The organism is Pyxidicoccus sp. M6, from assembly GCF_055568925.1.
In genome coordinates, this window is record NZ_CM145714.1 from 7,649,368 (window position 1) to 7,664,903 (window position 15,536).

Sequence of the window (15,536 nt, forward strand, 5' to 3'; positions counted from 1 at the left end):
GACACCACGGGGACGTCAGGGTCGAGTGTTACAGGCGGACAAGATGCAGTTCCACCTGAACGAATAAGCGAAGTGGTATCCGTCGCCGTCCGCTTCCAAGACATCCCAGCGATGGTTGCGAATGTTGTAATCCGTCGCAGTGCTGTCGCTATGCCACCAGAACGACCACCACTCGCCCTGGAAAAGGGCCCAGCCTCCCGTTGGGGCATTCTCGTAGGAGAACTGCATTCTCATGTTGCCCCTGTAGGGTGCGAGCTCTGTGAATGATGTCTTGGTGTTCGCAGACGCCCATGCATTGCCGGTCCTATTGGGCAAGCAGCTGAAGAAGTCCCCACCCTTGAAGCAGACGTTGTCTCTCCAGAAGGGGCCATCGGTACTCGTCAGGGATTGAGTCACGGACGAGAGCCCGTCTCCGGGGTGCCCACCGAGATCCGGGGCAAATCCCCCTGAAGATTCCAGATTGGAAACAGCTTCCGCCCGCCCGGAAAGCTGGGAGTCATCAGAGGTCCCGCGACGCGACTCGGCCCTGACCAGGGCTTCTGGCGGTGTGGCCCCTCCCGCAAGCCGGCGATAGAGCTCGACGGCGGAGTGCTCGGTCACATCCTGGTGACGCAAGATTCGTCCATCTCCAACGGGCCCGCGCTCCACGACGAGGAGACCACCGGGCTGTAGATCGTAGAATTCGACGAAGTGCTCCGGTGCCATCTCGACACGCGTAATCAAGTGGTTGAGCTCGTCGAGCTTCGGGCGCAGTTTCCGCACGGCGTCCCGCGCGGCCTCCGGGTCGGATTCGTAGAGTCGGTCGATGCGCTGGAAGGTCACCTGCGCTTCAGCCAATGAGGGCGGTGCGAGGTCTATTGGCGCTTGCTCTTCGCCAGGAGACTCACTGCATCCTGTTGACGCCAGGGCGAACGTCAGCAGAAGACCCAGCCGGAATGGGTATTTGCTCTTCATTGTGTGTTCTCCAATTCAGAGACAACGCACCGCACACCCATGGTCCAATAAATTGGCAACCGCATCAATTCGTGATTTCCACTATGGATGATTATGATTTGATTGGATTCCCAAGGCGGATAGTCGGCATCTGGTCATCAGCGACTGACAGGCCGCACGGCGTGACGTGGAAGTGCGATGACACGAACGGGTACCGCAGCCGCCGTTTGTGACAGCGAGCCCTGCTATCGCGAGCGGGGGGCACTGGCGGCTGCGCAGGCGCCCCACGAGCATCAACGCGCCTTCGTGGCCAGCACCGCCCTGCCCTTGCGCAGCAGGTTGAAGAGCTTGTGCCTGTCGAGCCCTTCCGCGGAGAAGGCCTCGCGCGCGAAGACCTTCTTCAGCGCGGCGTCCGATTCGTCGAACTCGTCACGCTCGAAGTGGTGCCGGGCCTTCACGAGGGCCTGCACGTCGTGGTCGTCCTCGATGACCACGTCCGCCTTCAAGACATTCCCCACCCGGAGGGAGTGGTCGTTGTAGTGGCCCCACACGACCCGGGATTCCAGGTCCTTGCCCACCACCACCTCGCCGCTCGTGTCCACGCCGGTGGCGCGCAATGAGCCGCCCACCACCAGGAGCCCTTCCGGCCCCGCGTTGCGCAGCACTCCTTCCACCGTCAGGTTCCCCGTCACGAGCAGCGGGCCAGAGAGGTTCACGTCCTTCTTCACCGTGAGGTCGCCTCGCACGAAGCGGGGCGCCTTGGAGAAGGACGGAGTCTTCTCCTCGCGAGGAAGAGCGGCGCGGGCGAGCTCCACCACCGCCATGGCCGTCCACGGCAGCGAGCCCTGAAGCGCAGCCGCGGCCTGGTCCCAGGAGGTCGCGCCTCCCAGCACGAGACTCTTCAGGACGCGCTCCACGTTCTCCACGTCCTCGTCCTCGTAGTACCAGGCCTTGAGCAGCGCCTTCTTCCGGCGCGCCAGCTCATCCAGGAGAGGCTGCACGTCCAGGCGCCCGGCACCGCCGGAGGGTGCCTTCGCCCCCATGAGCACGGCGAGGTGCGGGTTCTTGTGGTCCAGCGCCTCCTGCACGGGTGTGCACCGAGTCGAGTCCTTGCGCTTCGCATCCGCTCCTGCCTGGAGCAGGACCTCGATGATCGGCCCGTGAGCCTCGAAGCGCGCGTGCATGTGCAGCGGCGTCCAACCCTTCCCCGCGTTGGGGTCGGCCCCGGCGTCGAGGAGCGCCCGAGCCACCTCCGGCCGTCGTGCCAGGAAGAGCGCCGTCCGGCCGTTGCTGTCGAACGCATCCACCGGCACCCCGCCTCGGACCAGCAGGGGAATGCAGGACACGGCGTCATGCTCGGCGGCCGCGTGCAGGGCCGTGGCCTTGTCATCGGCGGTGCCCCGTGGAGAGAGTCCCAGGCGGAACAGCTCCTTCACCAGCGCCGCGTCGTCCACCATCGCGGCCAGGTGGAGAGCGCCTTGCTTCGCGTCGTCTCGCGTCTCCAGGTTCGCCCCCAGCGCACGCAGGGCCAGCACCCGGCCGACCCGCCCCGCATCCCGGAAGCCGGGGCCGTAGTCGGTGGTGCTGGCATCCAGCCCCGCCGCGAGGAGGAGCCCCTCGTCCAGCGCCTTGCCCTTCTCTCCCCTGGGGCGAGCCACGGGCTTCTGCTTGCGCAGCCACGCGACGAATCCCTTGTCGGAAAACGCCCCCTCCAGCCCCTGGAAGTTGAGCGGGTCGTCGTCGCCCTCCGCGCCGAAGGCTCGCAGCTCCGGCGACTCCGCGATCCGGGCGAGCAGTTCCTGATACCCCTTCTTGCCCTGGGCCAGCAGGCGCCAGGCCTCGAGCCCCCGGCGGGCGCGAGCATGGTCCACGAGCTCCCGCAGGCCATGGGCCTCCTCCAGCGCGGACTCCACCGCGTCGAGCTGGGCCGGACTCGGGCTGCCCTTCACCACCTCTTCCGCCCACTGGCTCAAAGCCAGGGAGCGGGCCCGCTGCGCATCGCTCAGCTTTCCGCCGGGCTTCGTGCCCCGGGTCAGCTCGAGGATGCGGTCACGAATCCGCCAGTGCTCATCCGCGAGCTCGCGCTCCCACCGCAGGGGCGCCCACCGCCTCAATCCGTCCAGCGTCCAGTTGAGGGAGTGCAGCGCCCGGAGGTGGTCCGGCTCGGCATCCAGAATCCGCCGGAGGAGCGGAATGGCCTCGTCCAGCTCGGACAGCGACCAATCGGGGACCAACGCTTCGAGCAGCCGGTCCACCTTCTTCATCAGCGCGGCGACGTTCACCTTCTTCGAGGCCTGGGTGCGGGGCATGGGGCGAGAAGCTGCCACATCGTGCGGCCACGCGCCGGAAAGAAGGGCATGCTTCACTCTGGATATGGAGTGCCGTAAGCCAGTCAGCTCCGGCGCGGAGGACACCTACGTGGGACGCAGCATTCAGCAGGTCAAGGCACTCAACAACGGCAGGGCTGTCCACAGCGACAGCCGGATGCTCGTGTTCGACCATCCCGACGAGTGCTGGTTCCACAGCGCGGGTTTCCAGCTCCACGTCTGGAGCCAGGGGACGTTGCTCGAGGAGGAGCGCGTCCCCAGTCCCGCTGCGGCACGTGAGCGCGTGTTCCTCGTCCAGAAGCCCGACGGGCTCTATGTCGACATCGCCCTCTTCGAGGGTACGGCCATCATCACCCGGGGCAGCTTCGGAGGCCGCTGCACCCAGGCCCCGCTGAAGCCCACCGACGTGGAGGCCCTCACGGCCCACTACCAGAAGCTGGGCTTCCAGCGTGTCTACGGATGGAACGTGTCACGCGAGCGGCTTCTCAGGCGGGAGCTTCGACTCACCCTGCCTGGACTGGTGCGCGCGGAGCAGGTGCAGGTCGACGGGGCCGTGCGGCTCACGGTGTCCACGCGAGTCGTGGGGACGGAGAAGACCGTGGCCGAGGAGCGCACGCCCTTCGCCAGTCGCGAGGAGGCCATCGCCTCGGCGGAGCAGCGGCTCTTCACGCTGGAGCAGGAGGGACTCAGCCCCTTCACCCTGGCCATGCCCCGAGGCACCGAGGTGAATCCGGAACCTCCGGGGCCGCCGCAGGTGGAGCTGACCACTTTCGCCCGCCCGGAGACGCCTCACGCCGCCGTCGATGCCGCGGTCGCCCGCCTGACGGAGCTGCACCACAAGCTGCGCGCGGGCCACTTCATCGTCGAGCTCCTCCAGCCCGACGCGGACCAGGACAGGCTCGACGCCATGGGACATGGCAGCCGGTTCTTCAGGGACATGCACGCGGAGCGCTTCGGCCGCTGGCTGCGGCCCGCGGAAGCACCGGCGGAGGGCTCGTCCTTCGACTACTTCGTGCGGCGTTATGGGACCGCGACCTGGGTCGTCAAATGGGCCGACGATGTGCCGACGCACTACAGCGGAAACGTCAGCGGCGGGGGCCAGTGTGTCCTGGAGGTGAACGCGGACGAGTACAACGTCGAGGAGCTTGCGGAGAATCTGGACCAACCCCTGCCGGGGCTGGCGGAAGCCCACGTCTTCCATGGAGGCTGGCATGACGGCTTCAGCTTCATCTTCGACCGGCGCACCCGCACTCCCGAGGGCGAGTTCGGCATCCACGCGTTCAACGAGAACGACCCTGGGGTCTCCTGGCCGGAGGAACCCCTGGCTCCCGACGAGATTCAGCCCTTCGGGTTCTGGCTCTTCGACCGCGTGGAGGCCATCTGCCAGAAGCTGGTGCCCGAGCTGCGCGAGATGCAGCCGCCGCCCTCGCCCGGGGGGGTGTAGTCCTGCTCGGGTCATCGACCCTGCAAGCCCGAGACATCCAGCGGAAGCGAAGAAACGTAGCCCCGCCAGAAGTCGCGGGTCGTCGGAAGCCGGCTGAATCCATACATCGGCTGGCGTTCCGGAGTGGCGGGATTGTCATCCTGAAACAGTGTCTTCACAATCCGGAGCCTCGTGGGTTCCGCGACGTCGTCCGATGCGGGGGCTTCCGTCGACGCGGGCCTCATCATCGACGCAGGTGACGACGACGCGGGCACACGCGACGCCGGTCAGCCCTTCGATGCAGGCGTGCGCGACGCTGGTGACTCCCCTGGCTGGGGTCATGGCACCCATGCCGGCACGTTCCTCAACGACGTGTGGACGCCCGGGCGCGACAGCGACGGTCGCGTGAACGAATCGAGCTGGGCGCTCGTGCCTCACGGCCGGTGGGTGAGCGTCGCGGGCACGAAGCTCGAAGCCCTGGGTGCGCAGGTACAGGCCGCCATTCCCGGGTGGAGGGACTACGGCAGCCAGGGCTGGGGCGGCGTCACCGAGGCGTGGAACGCGCCGGCCTCTTCATGCCACCGCACAGCGCCGGGAACTATGCCTCACATGGTCGCTGGCAGCGCTACGACGTGGCCACCCATACCGTGCTCGCGTCGGGCTCGACGTGGAACTACGAAGGCGGCCTGTCGCTCGCCTCGTTCCCCGACACCGCTCATGCCACCGACGGTCACGGAATGGTCTACGTGCCGACCGAGGACGTCTACTGGGTGTACACGAAGCTCAACAGCGGCATGACCTGGCTGGAGCTCGACCTCAAGACCACGCCCGCGACGCTGCGGCCGAAGACCTTCGCCAACGCCGCTCCCGCACTGCAGAGCGGCATCGCACGGCGACGGGCAATCTACTTCCCCAGTCTCGATGCCATCGTGTGGATGAGCCCGGCGGATAAGGACGTTCTCGTCTACCGTCTGTGAGGCTTCAGAGCGCGGCATCCACGGCGGCCACGAAGATGTGCAGCCGCTGGCAGACGAGCGGGTCCTCGATGAGCTCGAGCGCGGCGGTCAGGGAGCCGAGCAGCGGCACGCCGATGAGGTCCTCCGGGGCGAGCTGGCTGCCCAGGAGCGAGACGCTGGGCAGCCCCACCTCCTGGGCGAAGCGCTGGACGATGGACGACTTCCCGATGCCGGGCGGCCCCCAGATGAAGACGGGCCGGATGACAGCGACATGCAGCAGGAAGTCGGACAGCGACGGCGCTTCGGGCGTGGGCCGCTACGGAGCCTTCGGCGCGAACGTCGAGAAGTTCGAGATGAAGAGCGAGGTACAGGCCCCGGCGGTGTCCCAGTAGAAGCGAATGTACGTGTCGCCGGAGATGGCACGAATCTGGGCAATCAGCTCGGGCACGCTGGTGCTGCAGTTGCCGGTGACGCTGCTCGCGTTCCGGGCCGCGCAGTAGCCATACACGGAGCCCGTGCTGGTGGTTTCGACCCAGCAGCCCATAAGCTGGGCGGTGTCGGCGCTATTGCGCGCCGTACCGAGCGAGCCCTCCGCGTACCGGCTCGTCGTGTTGACATTGACGTTGTACACCCCCTTCTCCCCCGCCCACGCGGCCGGAGCGACAGCGACGATGACCAGCATGGAGGCAACAGTGCTGAGCTTCATGGGTGCTCTCCCGGAGCAATGCGCCAGGATATCCAGCGCAAACCCATAAAACACGATTTCACCAAAAGTGAAAAGACCCTTGGGTCCCGAGCGGTCCCTGGCCTCGTGTTCAGAAGGGGGAGCCCTGGGTCTCCACCTGGATTCGCCCCTCGTTGATGGCCACCACGAGCTGTTGCATGAACGCCCGGCGCTTCGTTTCCGGCAGGAGCGGGGCGAGCCGCCGGAACGACTCGGCATCCTGCTCCGTCCAGCGTCGTGCGCCCAGGGCGGAGTCCACGAGGTGCTGCGCGTCCTGGACCATGGCCAGGTGCTCCTGTGACAGTTCCTCGGCCCGCGGTTTCTCCGGTGGCGGCTCGGCGGGGCGCGCCAGCTCTCCAGAGCGCAGCTCCTCCCGGACGATGCGAGCGAGCTCGGCGCGGAGGGCCGCGGTATCGGTGGTGCTCAGCGTGGCGACCGTGGTGCACGTCCCCTGGAGCGGGGGCGACGGTGCCTGCGTACGCAGCGCGGCGAGCTGCGCGTCGTGCGCGAGGACGAGCCGGTGCAGCTCGTCGTCCGCCCCTGGCACCGGGGCTCCGGCCCGACCTGCCCAGAAGCCCAACAGCCCTGTCATGGCCCCCGTGAGTGCCAACCAGACGGCGGGAGTCCTCATTGGTAGCTCCTGTTATCGACAACCTTCGACACCCCGAGCATACCTTCGACGAAGGCGAATGGCAGAAAGGCACGCATCTGGCGTACGTGACGTCACCCGGTGGGGTGCGCCACTCAGGAGCATGTACTGGTGAGCAGTATCAATCTCCGCCCTTCAATCCATACCGGTTGAGCAGACCATGCACGTGGCTGCGCGCGAGCCCCGCCGTGCGTGCCACCTCGGAGATGTTGTTGCCGCACCTCGCGAGCAGCGCCGTCAGGTACTCGCGGGTGAAGGCCTCCACCATCCGCTCCTTCGCTTCCTTGAACGTCAGGCCGCTCAGGTCCTCGGTGACGGCGGGAGTGCTCACAGGCTTCGCATCCGGCAGCTCCGCGTCTCCCGCAGCGAGGACGCGGTGCACGAAGTTACGCAGCTCGCGCACGTTGCCCGGCCAGTCGTAGGCGACCAGCCGCTTCACCAGCTCGTCCGTCAGCGGGAAGTCCGGCTGCCCGGCCTGCGTAAAGAGGTGCCGCGTCAGTAAAGGGATGTCCTCGGTGCGCTCGCGCAGCGCGGGGACTCGCACCGGCACCACCGCGAGCCGGTAGTAGAGGTCCGCTCGGAAGCGTCCCGCGGACACCTCCGCCTTCAAATCCCGGTGCGTCGCCGCCACCACGCGCACGTCCACGTCCCGCGCGGCGCTGTCCCCCACCCTGCGCACCGTGCCGGACTCCAGCACGCGCAGCAGCTTCGGCTGCAAATCCAACGGCAGCTCGCCCACTTCGTCGAGGAACACGGTGCCGCCATGCGCCTGCGCGAGGTGTCCTTCGCGCGCGGACTGCGCGCCGGTGAAGGCGCCCTTCGCGTGGCCGAACAGCTCGCTCTCGATGAGCGAGGGCACCACCGCGCCGCAGTCCACGATGACGAAGGGCCCGCTGCTCCGAGGCGAGGCTTGATGGATGGCCTCGGCCAGCAACTCCTTGCCGGTGCCTGTCTCTCCCAGCAGCAGCACGGAGAAGGAGGAGCGCGACGTGCGCTCCAGCGTGCCGAAGAGCTTCTGCATCACCGCGCTCTGTCCCAGCGCGCGCCCGAAGCTCGTGCGCGGCGCAGCCGCTTCCGCGTCCTCGGCTGCAGGTTCGGGCGTCACCAGCAGCGTCGTCTTCCCGAGAGTGAAGCGAGCCTCGCTGGCCACGGTGACTTCGTGGATGCGCACGCCCAGGGACCAGGTGCCATTGCGCGAGCCCACGTCGCGGACGCGCACACCCTCCGGTCGGGCCTGGAGCTCCAGGTGGACTCGGGACACCGTCGGGTCGCTCAACCGCAGGCCGCCTTCCACCTGCGTGCCCACGAGCAGCGTCCCTTCGAGGGGCACCTCCCGCCGTGCATCCGGACCGGTCTCCACCACGACACGAAAACGTGGTCCGGAGCCAACGGGCCGTCCCTCCGCCAGTGCACCGGGTGTCAGCGGTTCGGTGGAGGACGCGACCATGAGGTGTGGCAACATTAGGAGCGTCCATGGCGCCCCACAAGCATCCCCCCGCGTGCGCAACCTGCGGGGTGCCGCTGCCCTTTCCCGGCTCCCCTTGCGCGGAGTGCACCGTCATCACCCGACATGCGGGCGGCCCGGTAACGGAGCGCACCCTCACGGCGGCGCGGCGGTCGCTGCTCCCCGGAGATGTGTTGGAGGGCAAGTGGCGGCTGGGGGAACTACTGGGCGCCGGCGGCATGGGCCAGGTGTTCCGCGCTCGGGACCTCGCGCTCGAACGGACTGTTGCCATCAAGTTGCTGCACGAAGCACTGTGCGAGGACGCGGAGAGCGTGGCGCGCTTCGAGAGGGAAGCGCGGGCGATGGCGCGGTTGGAGCATGCGCACATCACGCCCATCCACGCCGTGGGTCAGGAGGGCGGGCGGCCCTTCATCGTCATGAAGCACCTGGAGGGGATGTCGTTGGCGCGCTACCTGCGCTCGGTGCCTGGGCCACTGCCCGCATCAGAGGTGCTCGCGCTGGCCCGGCAGTTGTGCGCAGGGCTGGAGTTCATCCACGGACGCGGCTGCGTGCACCGCGACATCAAGCCGGGGAATATCTTCGTGTCGCCGAGCGGGCACGCGACGCTGCTCGACTTCGGCATCCTCTGGGAGCACCGGGGGCCGGAGGTCACTCCGAGCGGCGCGCGCCTCGGCACGCCGAGCTGCATGGCGCCGGAGCAGTCGCGCGGTGAGGCCATCGATGCGCGTGCGGACCTGTACTCGCTGGGGCTGGTGCTTCTTGAAGCGCTGACGGGCCTGCCGCCTGCGACGACGTGCCGGCTGCTCGCGGAAGGGCCTCAGGGTGCGGCGCAGGCGCTGCGGGCGCAGGCTCCGTGGGTCTCCGCTCCGCTCGCCGAGGTGCTGATGCGGGCCACCGCGCTGAATCCGGAACTGCGTTACGACAGTGCACTCGCAATGCTCTCGGCGATGGAGGCAACGGAGCGCGCGAGCACGGCACCCGTGGTGCCAGTGGCTGAAGCGCCGATGACTGCGCCAGCTCCCGCGCTGCAACCGAGCGGCCCGGAGAAACGCATGCGCCGCATGTCCCTGACAATTGCCGGTGGCGTAGGTGTCGGGGCGCTGCTGCTTCTCGGTGTGCTCGCGCCGTGGAGCACGCGGGGCTCCCAGGCGGCTCTCCCGACGACAGCTTCGAAGACCGTGCCTGCTGGCACTGCCGCTCCAGAGTCACGCATCGTGCCTCCGGCCAACGCGGAACCGACGACTGGCGCGGTGCGCTCATCCTTGGCCACAACGTCGGATGGCGCGCGCACCTCTCCGCCCCCACCCTCTTCGGTCGCGGCGTCCGCCGCGACCCCTCGAACCTCGCGCGCGGCGGCGCCCTCGAAAGGCGTCTCGCGAAAGGCAACTGCCCAAGGTCGTGGCGAGCTGCGCGTCGTGACGGTGAATGGTGGCAAGACCGTCTGGGCCGACGTCAGCGTGGATGGCAAGCATCACGGCGCCACACCCGTGTCCCTCGACCTTCCGGCCGGACGGCACTCCGTGCGCGTGGAGCGCGATGGCTTCGCTCCCGCGCAGCGCGAGGTGGAGGTTTCCGCCGGTAAGACCGAGGTGGTACGCATCGAGCTCCACGAATGAGCGCATCCCTGCTGCTGCTGGCACTTTGCCTCTCCGCGAGCCCTGTCACCGACGGCCCTCGCGAACATGAAGCCGCGCTCCAGTCCCTCTCCGAGGGCGACTTCGAGGCCGCGCTCGCTCATGTGGAGGCAGGCCTACGCCAGAGTCGCGATGACACCACCCGCGCACAACTGCACCTCGTGCGCGGCGAGGTGTACGCGGCGCTTCGCCAGTACTCCCAGATGGAGACCGCCTTCGCCCAGGCGCTCGAGTCCGACCCGGACGCGCACCTGGACCCGGAGCGGGTACAGCCCACCGTGGTGACGCTCTTCGAGCGCCTGCGCGAGCGGCTTCGCGGCGAGCTGGTCATCGAAGTCGAGCCCCGCGACGCACCCTTGAGCCTCGATGGACAACCGCTCGGGACGTCTCCATGGCGAGGCCACGTCCGCATCGGCACGCACACGCTCGACGTGGGCCCGGGAAGGACCACGCTCCAGGTCACCGTGCGCCCCGGCCGCACGGAGCAGGTGCGCGTCGTCCTTCCTGAATCCCCATCGGCGGACTCGTCCTCGGGGCTCGCATTCAGCGCCCAGGTCCGCGCCGCGCTCGGCCTCGCCCCCAGCTCCGGCGTGGGCATGGAAGCCGGTGCACGATTGTCGAGTCGTCACCTCTACGGCGAGCTCAATGCCACGGTGGGCAGCAAGCTCGGAGCCTCCGCGCGCCTCGGAGCCCAGGCGCCGGAGCTCGTGGGGCCGCTGACGCTCTTCCTGTCGCTCGATGCCTATGCGCTCGCAAACCCCGGCCTGCTTGGTGGCGGGCTTTCGGCCGGAGCCAGCCTCCCGCTCTCCACGCGCTTCACCCTCTTCGCGGAGCTGAGCGGACGCTGGCTCCCGTCGAGCGACACGTACAAGGACACGCACCTGCTGGGCATCTCCGGCCTGCGCTTCGACGTCGTCCCATGACGTCCCCGTCGGAACCCGCGTCAGGTCCGACGCGCGCGTCGGCGGTGAAGCCACGGCACCAGGAGCACCGGTAGCGCGACGAGTGCGCCAGGAGCGGACGTACAGCCGAGGTCCGTCGTCCACGGCCCCTCGCCGCCTCCGTCCTCCGGCGCACCATCGTGCACCACGTCGACCCACGCGGAGAGGAAGTCCGGATGCGACGCGGTCAGTGACGCCCTTCCGGCGGCACCTCCAGGACGGAAGTACACGCGTCGCTCGCTCGCTCCGGCGGGAATCACGAGACTCGTCACCCGCGATTCGCAGTACGCGTCCGAGTGGAACGTGCCCTGCCCGTCCTTCACGGCGAGGCCCACCTCCGTCTCGTACGGCGCGGGCGCGAGCGCTCCGGACGCGGAACCGACCAGGCCCACGTCCACCTCGAGGCAATCAGGGAACGCGTCCTCCGGCAGGCGCGGCTGCAGTCGCAGCCGGCTCGCCATGGGTACAGCGCTCACCCGCATGTCATCGAAGTCGATGGAGCCGAGAAAGGTTCCGGTGTCGGTCCACGGCTCGCCCACGATGAGCTGGCGAAGCGCATAGGCCGCATCGCGCCAGTCTCGTCCGGAGAGCACGCCCTGCTCGGCGCCATCCACCCAGAGCCGCGCCTCACCGTTGGCGGCGCCCAGGTTGCGAGCGGAGAACTCGACCAGGTACCAGCGCTCCGGCTCCACGCGCGAGCCATGGAGGCTGACATACGTCTGATTCGAGCCGTTCCGCACCGCCAGCTCCCAGACGGGGCCCTGCTCCATCTGCATGACCCGCAGCTCCACCAGGGCCGGGAGTGCCTGCACGACCACCACGCTCCCAGGTGTGCTGACGGCGCGCAGACGCAGCCACGTCCGCACGTGGAACTCCGAGCCGGGTGTGGCCCGTTCGACGTTGATGCCCGCCTGGGCGCCCGCGGTGCTGGTGCGGTCCACCACCGAGAGTCCGTACCGCCCACGGTGCGCCCCAGCCGCGCCGCTGCCGAGCGTATTGGCACCGGCGACGCCCAGGTCGTCCCAGCGGCCCGGCGGCGTGTCGCTCGACTTCAGCGTGCCTGTCTCGAAGTCGTCCGCGAACCACTCGCCGGGCGCCGCCACGGCGGGCGCGGACTGGAGGAGCAGGAGCCCGCCCAGCACCGCGCCCGGCCACTTCCGATGGACCCTTCCCACGCGCATCGCGGCGAACTCTACCAGCATGCCGCATGGGAAGGGCCCGGCCCCTTCGACTAGCGGACCACCGTCAGGTCCACGCGGTCCGCGTTGAGCGTGTAGCCCGACGACGACGCGTTCTTCCGGCCCGCCACCGTCACCGTCACGGTGTGCGTCCCGGCGGTGAGCAACGGGCTGGTCCACAAGAGCTTCTGCTCCTGGCGCGTGGAGGCATAGAAGTCCACGTCCACCGCGGTGCCATTGTCGATGGACACCGAGGCGATGCCGTGGTGCGACGCCACCGAGCCGTACAGCCGCGCCTGCGTTCCGTTGAAGCGCACCGAGTACGAGGCGCCCGTGGTCGACGCGTAGTGGTCATCCCCCTGGAACTTGCCGGTGCCCGTGCCCGTCTGCCACGTGCCCGAGTACTGGAACTGCTCCAGCCCGGTGCCCACCACGCTGTCGTTCACCTGCACGTCCACGAGCTGCTGACCCACCGTCACGCTGACCGCCGCGCTGGTGCCCCAGTTGCCCGCCGCGTCCTTCGCCTTCGCCACCAGCGAGTGTGAGCCGGCGGTGGCATTCCACGTATACGCGTACGGCGACGTCGCGTCCTCGGCCAGCTTCACGCCGTCCACCCACAGCTCCGTCGTCGCCACGCCGCCCGCGTCCGTGGCGGACACCTGCACCGTCACGTTGCCCGCGGCCACCGTGCCGCCCGTGGGCGAGGTGATGCTCACCGTGGGCGCCGTCGTGTCACTGCCCTGTGCGCGCGTCACGTCCACGCGGTCCGCGTTGAGCGTGTAGCCCGACGACGCGGCATTCTTCCGGCCCGTCACCTTCACCGTGAGGGTGTGCGTGCCGGATGCCAGCGTGGAGCTCGTCCACAGCAGCTTCTGGTCCTGGCGCGCAGAGGCATAGAAGTCCACGTCCACCGCCGTGCCGTTGTCCATGGACACCGAGCCGATGCCGTGGTGCGCATCCGCCGAGCCGTAGAGCTTCACCTGCGTGCCGTCGAAGCGGACCGTGTACGTGTCATTCGTCGTGCTGGAGTAGTGGTCGTCCTGCTGGAACTTGCCGGTGCCGTCGCCCACCTGCCAGGTGCCCACGTACTGGAACTGCCCCACCCCGGTGCCCACCGCGCTGTCGTTGAGCTGCACCGTGGTGCCCGTGGGCGGCGGAGGCGTCGACGCCAGCGGGAAGTCGCGAATCATGGGCAGCAGCGGGTCATTCGGACCGAAGCTCAGGTCGCACGACGACATGGCGCCAGGCTGCCAGTTCCACACCATGACCGCGGACGCGCCGCCCGCGAGGTACTGCTCGAACTTCTGGCGCATGGCATCCCGGCGCGTGTTGGGCGACGTGCGGCAGTTGGAGGGGGCGGCCTCGATGCCCGTCTCTCCGACGATGAGCGGCTTGTTCAGCGCGTTCATGGCCCGCACGGCCGGCGCGAAGTGCGGCGAGACGATGGTGTTGCCGCTGTTGTAGTCGTAGTCGTACTCGTGGAGGCTGCCCACGTCGATGTTGGGCACGTCGTGGATGGACTGGAAGCCCGCCTCGCCGCCGTAGGCCCACGGCGCCCACGCGCCCGAGCCCACCAGGTGGTTCGCGTCGATACCCTTGATGATGGTGCTGACGTCGTTGAAGAAGGCCTTGAGGGTGGTGTTGTCCGCGTCACCGGGCTCGTTGAGCAGCTCCCACATGCCCACCGAGGCAGAGTCCTTGAAGCGCGTCACCACCTCTCGCACCCAGGGGACGTAGTTCGCCTTGTAGCCCGTGGAGTACCAGGAGGCCTGCTTGCCGCTGCCGTCCGAGCCGTTGTAGCCGTCCCACTCGCCGCAGTAGCTGCGCCCGTCCGCGAGCGTGAGAATGAGCTTCTGGTTGTACTTCTCGGCGGCGGCCACCACCTTCGCGAGGTTCGTCATGCCCATGGGCTTGAAGGCCCACGTGCGCGTGAGGCTGTTGGGACGCAGCCCGGCGAAGTAGGCATCCAGCTGCGCATCGGTGGGCGCCATACCGCAGCCGGTGAGGGTGAAGCCGTTCATCCCCACCATCTGGTAGGGCGCGCCGTTGAGGTAGAGCTGCTTGCCCTGGCGGTAGAGGAAGTTGGCGGGGACCACGGCCTGCGCTTCGGACTGGAGGGGCGCCTCGTCCACTTCGGGCGCGGCGTTGCACGCGGCCAGCAACGACAGGGAGAGCCAGCCGAAGAACCGGCGGACAGGGGGGAGTGTTCGCATGGTGTTGCTCTTGTCAGGGGGTTGAAAAGGGGCCGTCGCGGCCCCGCTCCGTCCCTGAGCAAGTCCGGGACCAGCTGGGATTCCCGGAGTCCGCCTCTCTGTGCGAAGCGCGCAGGCCCGGGCTCCGCGCCCCACCTGTTCACTCGAGTGAACAGGTCCTGTTCTCTCGTGAGGACAGGGATGCTTCGCGGTAGGCGCAGCGGCTGCACTCCAGGGCTGGGGGGCTCCCAGGCGAGGCGCGCGGCTCCATGTTAGGAGCAGTTCCGTGAGTCACCGCGTCGTCGTCACCGAGGACCCCGAAGGTCTGCGCACCCTGCGCTTCGAAGAAGGCGACGCGCGGCAGAGTGTGGTGTGGCCCGGTGAACCGCTGCGGCTCGAAGTGCCGTACACGCGCGTGTCCATGGTGGGGCTCGCCTTCGTGCCCAGGCCCGAGCGCATCCTCGCCGTGGGCCTGGGCGGCGGCGTGATTCCCATGTTCCTCCGCGCGGTGCTGCCCGAGGTGCCCATCGACGTGGTGGAGCTGGAGCCGGACGTGGTGGAGGCGGCGAAGCTCTACTGCGGCGTGAAGGAGGACGACGTCCTGCGCATCCACGTGGGCGACGGACGCGAGTTCATCGAGGCCTCGGGGCCCGCATACTCGCTCGTCTTCCTGGATGCGTACGGTATCAGCAACATCCCCGGCCACCTGGCGACGCGCGAGTTCTTCGGGGCGGTGCGGGCGCGGTTGACGCCGGACGGCGCGGTGGTGGGCAACGTCTGGGAGTCGGTGTCCAACCCGCTGTTCCACTCCATGCTGCGTACGTGGCAGGTGAGCTTCCGGCAGCTCCACCGCTTCGACGTGGAGGACACGACGAACCGCATCCTCGTGGGGCTCGGGCGCGCGGAGATGTTCTCACGCGCGTCACTGCTGGCCAGCGCCCGGGACGTGCAGCGCGACCTCCACCTCCCCTTCGACCTGACGCCGCTCATTGCCCGCGGGTACCAGGCCGTGCCCCGGCTCCTGAAGCACGGGCACGTACTGACGGACGCGGAGCTGCGCTGAAACCTCGTAAAATCAATAACTTGCCCGCCGTTTTCGCGGCACCCGGCGCAC

Annotated in this window: 13 protein-coding genes; 5 read left to right on the forward strand and 8 right to left on the reverse strand. The window is 68.5% G+C overall.

Annotated elements, in window-relative coordinates; genetic code table 11:
* Window positions 1-15: 15 nt before the first annotated feature.
* The gene (locus ACVTJA_RS30080) at window positions 16-954 is read right to left on the reverse strand and encodes a hypothetical protein (RefSeq protein ID WP_465824884.1); all 939 of its coding nucleotides are present in this window, start codon (window positions 952-954) and stop codon (window positions 16-18) included.
* Between the two features lie 272 nt (window positions 955-1,226).
* Window positions 1,227-3,242: an ankyrin repeat domain-containing protein gene (locus ACVTJA_RS30085; RefSeq protein WP_465824886.1), complete on the reverse strand. Its 2,016-nt coding sequence runs from the start codon at window positions 3,240-3,242 to the stop codon at window positions 1,227-1,229.
* Between the two features lie 109 nt (window positions 3,243-3,351).
* Between ACVTJA_RS30085 and ACVTJA_RS30090 the strand changes: the two genes are divergently transcribed.
* Together ACVTJA_RS30090 and ACVTJA_RS30095 are read left to right on the forward strand one after the other, a co-directional pair.
* Complete coding sequence (locus ACVTJA_RS30090; protein WP_465824889.1) at window positions 3,352-4,704, forward strand: hypothetical protein; 1,353 nt, start codon at window positions 3,352-3,354, stop codon at window positions 4,702-4,704.
* A 533-nt stretch (window positions 4,705-5,237) separates the two neighbouring features.
* A complete protein-coding gene (locus tag ACVTJA_RS30095; RefSeq protein ID WP_465824890.1) occupies window positions 5,238-5,660 on the forward strand; it encodes a hypothetical protein in 423 nt (140 codons plus the stop codon).
* Between the two features lie 4 nt (window positions 5,661-5,664).
* Here ACVTJA_RS30095 and ACVTJA_RS30100 read toward each other — a convergent pair whose 3' ends face one another.
* The 4 genes from ACVTJA_RS30100 to ACVTJA_RS30115 form a co-directional block, all read right to left on the reverse strand.
* A complete protein-coding gene (locus tag ACVTJA_RS30100; RefSeq protein WP_465840541.1) occupies window positions 5,665-5,931 on the reverse strand; it encodes an AAA family ATPase in 267 nt (88 codons plus the stop codon).
* 24 nt (window positions 5,932-5,955) lie between these two features.
* A complete protein-coding gene (locus ACVTJA_RS30105; RefSeq protein ID WP_465824892.1) occupies window positions 5,956-6,345 on the reverse strand; it encodes a hypothetical protein in 390 nt (129 codons plus the stop codon).
* Window positions 6,346-6,454: 109 nt separating this feature from the next.
* A complete protein-coding gene (locus ACVTJA_RS30110) occupies window positions 6,455-6,994 on the reverse strand; it encodes a hypothetical protein (protein ID WP_465824895.1) in 540 nt (179 codons plus the stop codon).
* Window positions 6,995-7,133: 139 nt separating this feature from the next.
* Window positions 7,134-8,375 carry a sigma 54-interacting transcriptional regulator gene (locus tag ACVTJA_RS30115; protein ID WP_465824898.1) on the reverse strand — a complete coding sequence of 414 codons (1,242 nt, stop codon included), beginning with the start codon at window positions 8,373-8,375 and terminating at the stop codon, window positions 7,134-7,136.
* 110 nt (window positions 8,376-8,485) lie between these two features.
* Here ACVTJA_RS30115 and ACVTJA_RS30120 point away from each other — a divergent pair, with 110 nt between their 5' ends.
* Window positions 8,486-10,093, forward strand: coding sequence for a serine/threonine-protein kinase (locus ACVTJA_RS30120; protein ID WP_465824900.1), 1,608 nt, complete (start codon window positions 8,486-8,488; stop codon window positions 10,091-10,093).
* Window positions 10,090-11,034 carry a tetratricopeptide repeat protein gene (locus tag ACVTJA_RS30125; RefSeq protein ID WP_465824902.1) on the forward strand — a complete coding sequence of 315 codons (945 nt, stop codon included), beginning with the start codon at window positions 10,090-10,092 and terminating at the stop codon, window positions 11,032-11,034. The genes ACVTJA_RS30120 and ACVTJA_RS30125 overlap by 4 nt, the downstream gene beginning before the upstream one ends.
* 20 nt (window positions 11,035-11,054) lie before the next feature.
* On the opposite strand, the gene ACVTJA_RS30130 is transcribed toward ACVTJA_RS30125, so the two are convergent.
* Window positions 11,055-12,233 carry a hypothetical protein gene (locus ACVTJA_RS30130; RefSeq protein ID WP_465824904.1) on the reverse strand — a complete coding sequence of 393 codons (1,179 nt, stop codon included), beginning with the start codon at window positions 12,231-12,233 and terminating at the stop codon, window positions 11,055-11,057.
* Window positions 12,234-12,283: 50 nt separating this feature from the next.
* A complete protein-coding gene (locus tag ACVTJA_RS30135) occupies window positions 12,284-14,443 on the reverse strand; it encodes an Ig-like domain-containing protein (RefSeq protein ID WP_465824905.1) in 2,160 nt (719 codons plus the stop codon).
* Window positions 14,444-14,708: 265 nt separating this feature from the next.
* On the opposite strand from ACVTJA_RS30135, the gene ACVTJA_RS30140 reads away from it, so the two are divergent.
* Complete coding sequence (locus tag ACVTJA_RS30140; RefSeq protein ID WP_465824907.1) at window positions 14,709-15,485, forward strand: spermidine synthase; 777 nt, start codon at window positions 14,709-14,711, stop codon at window positions 15,483-15,485.
* The last annotated feature ends 51 nt before the right edge of the window (window positions 15,486-15,536 follow it).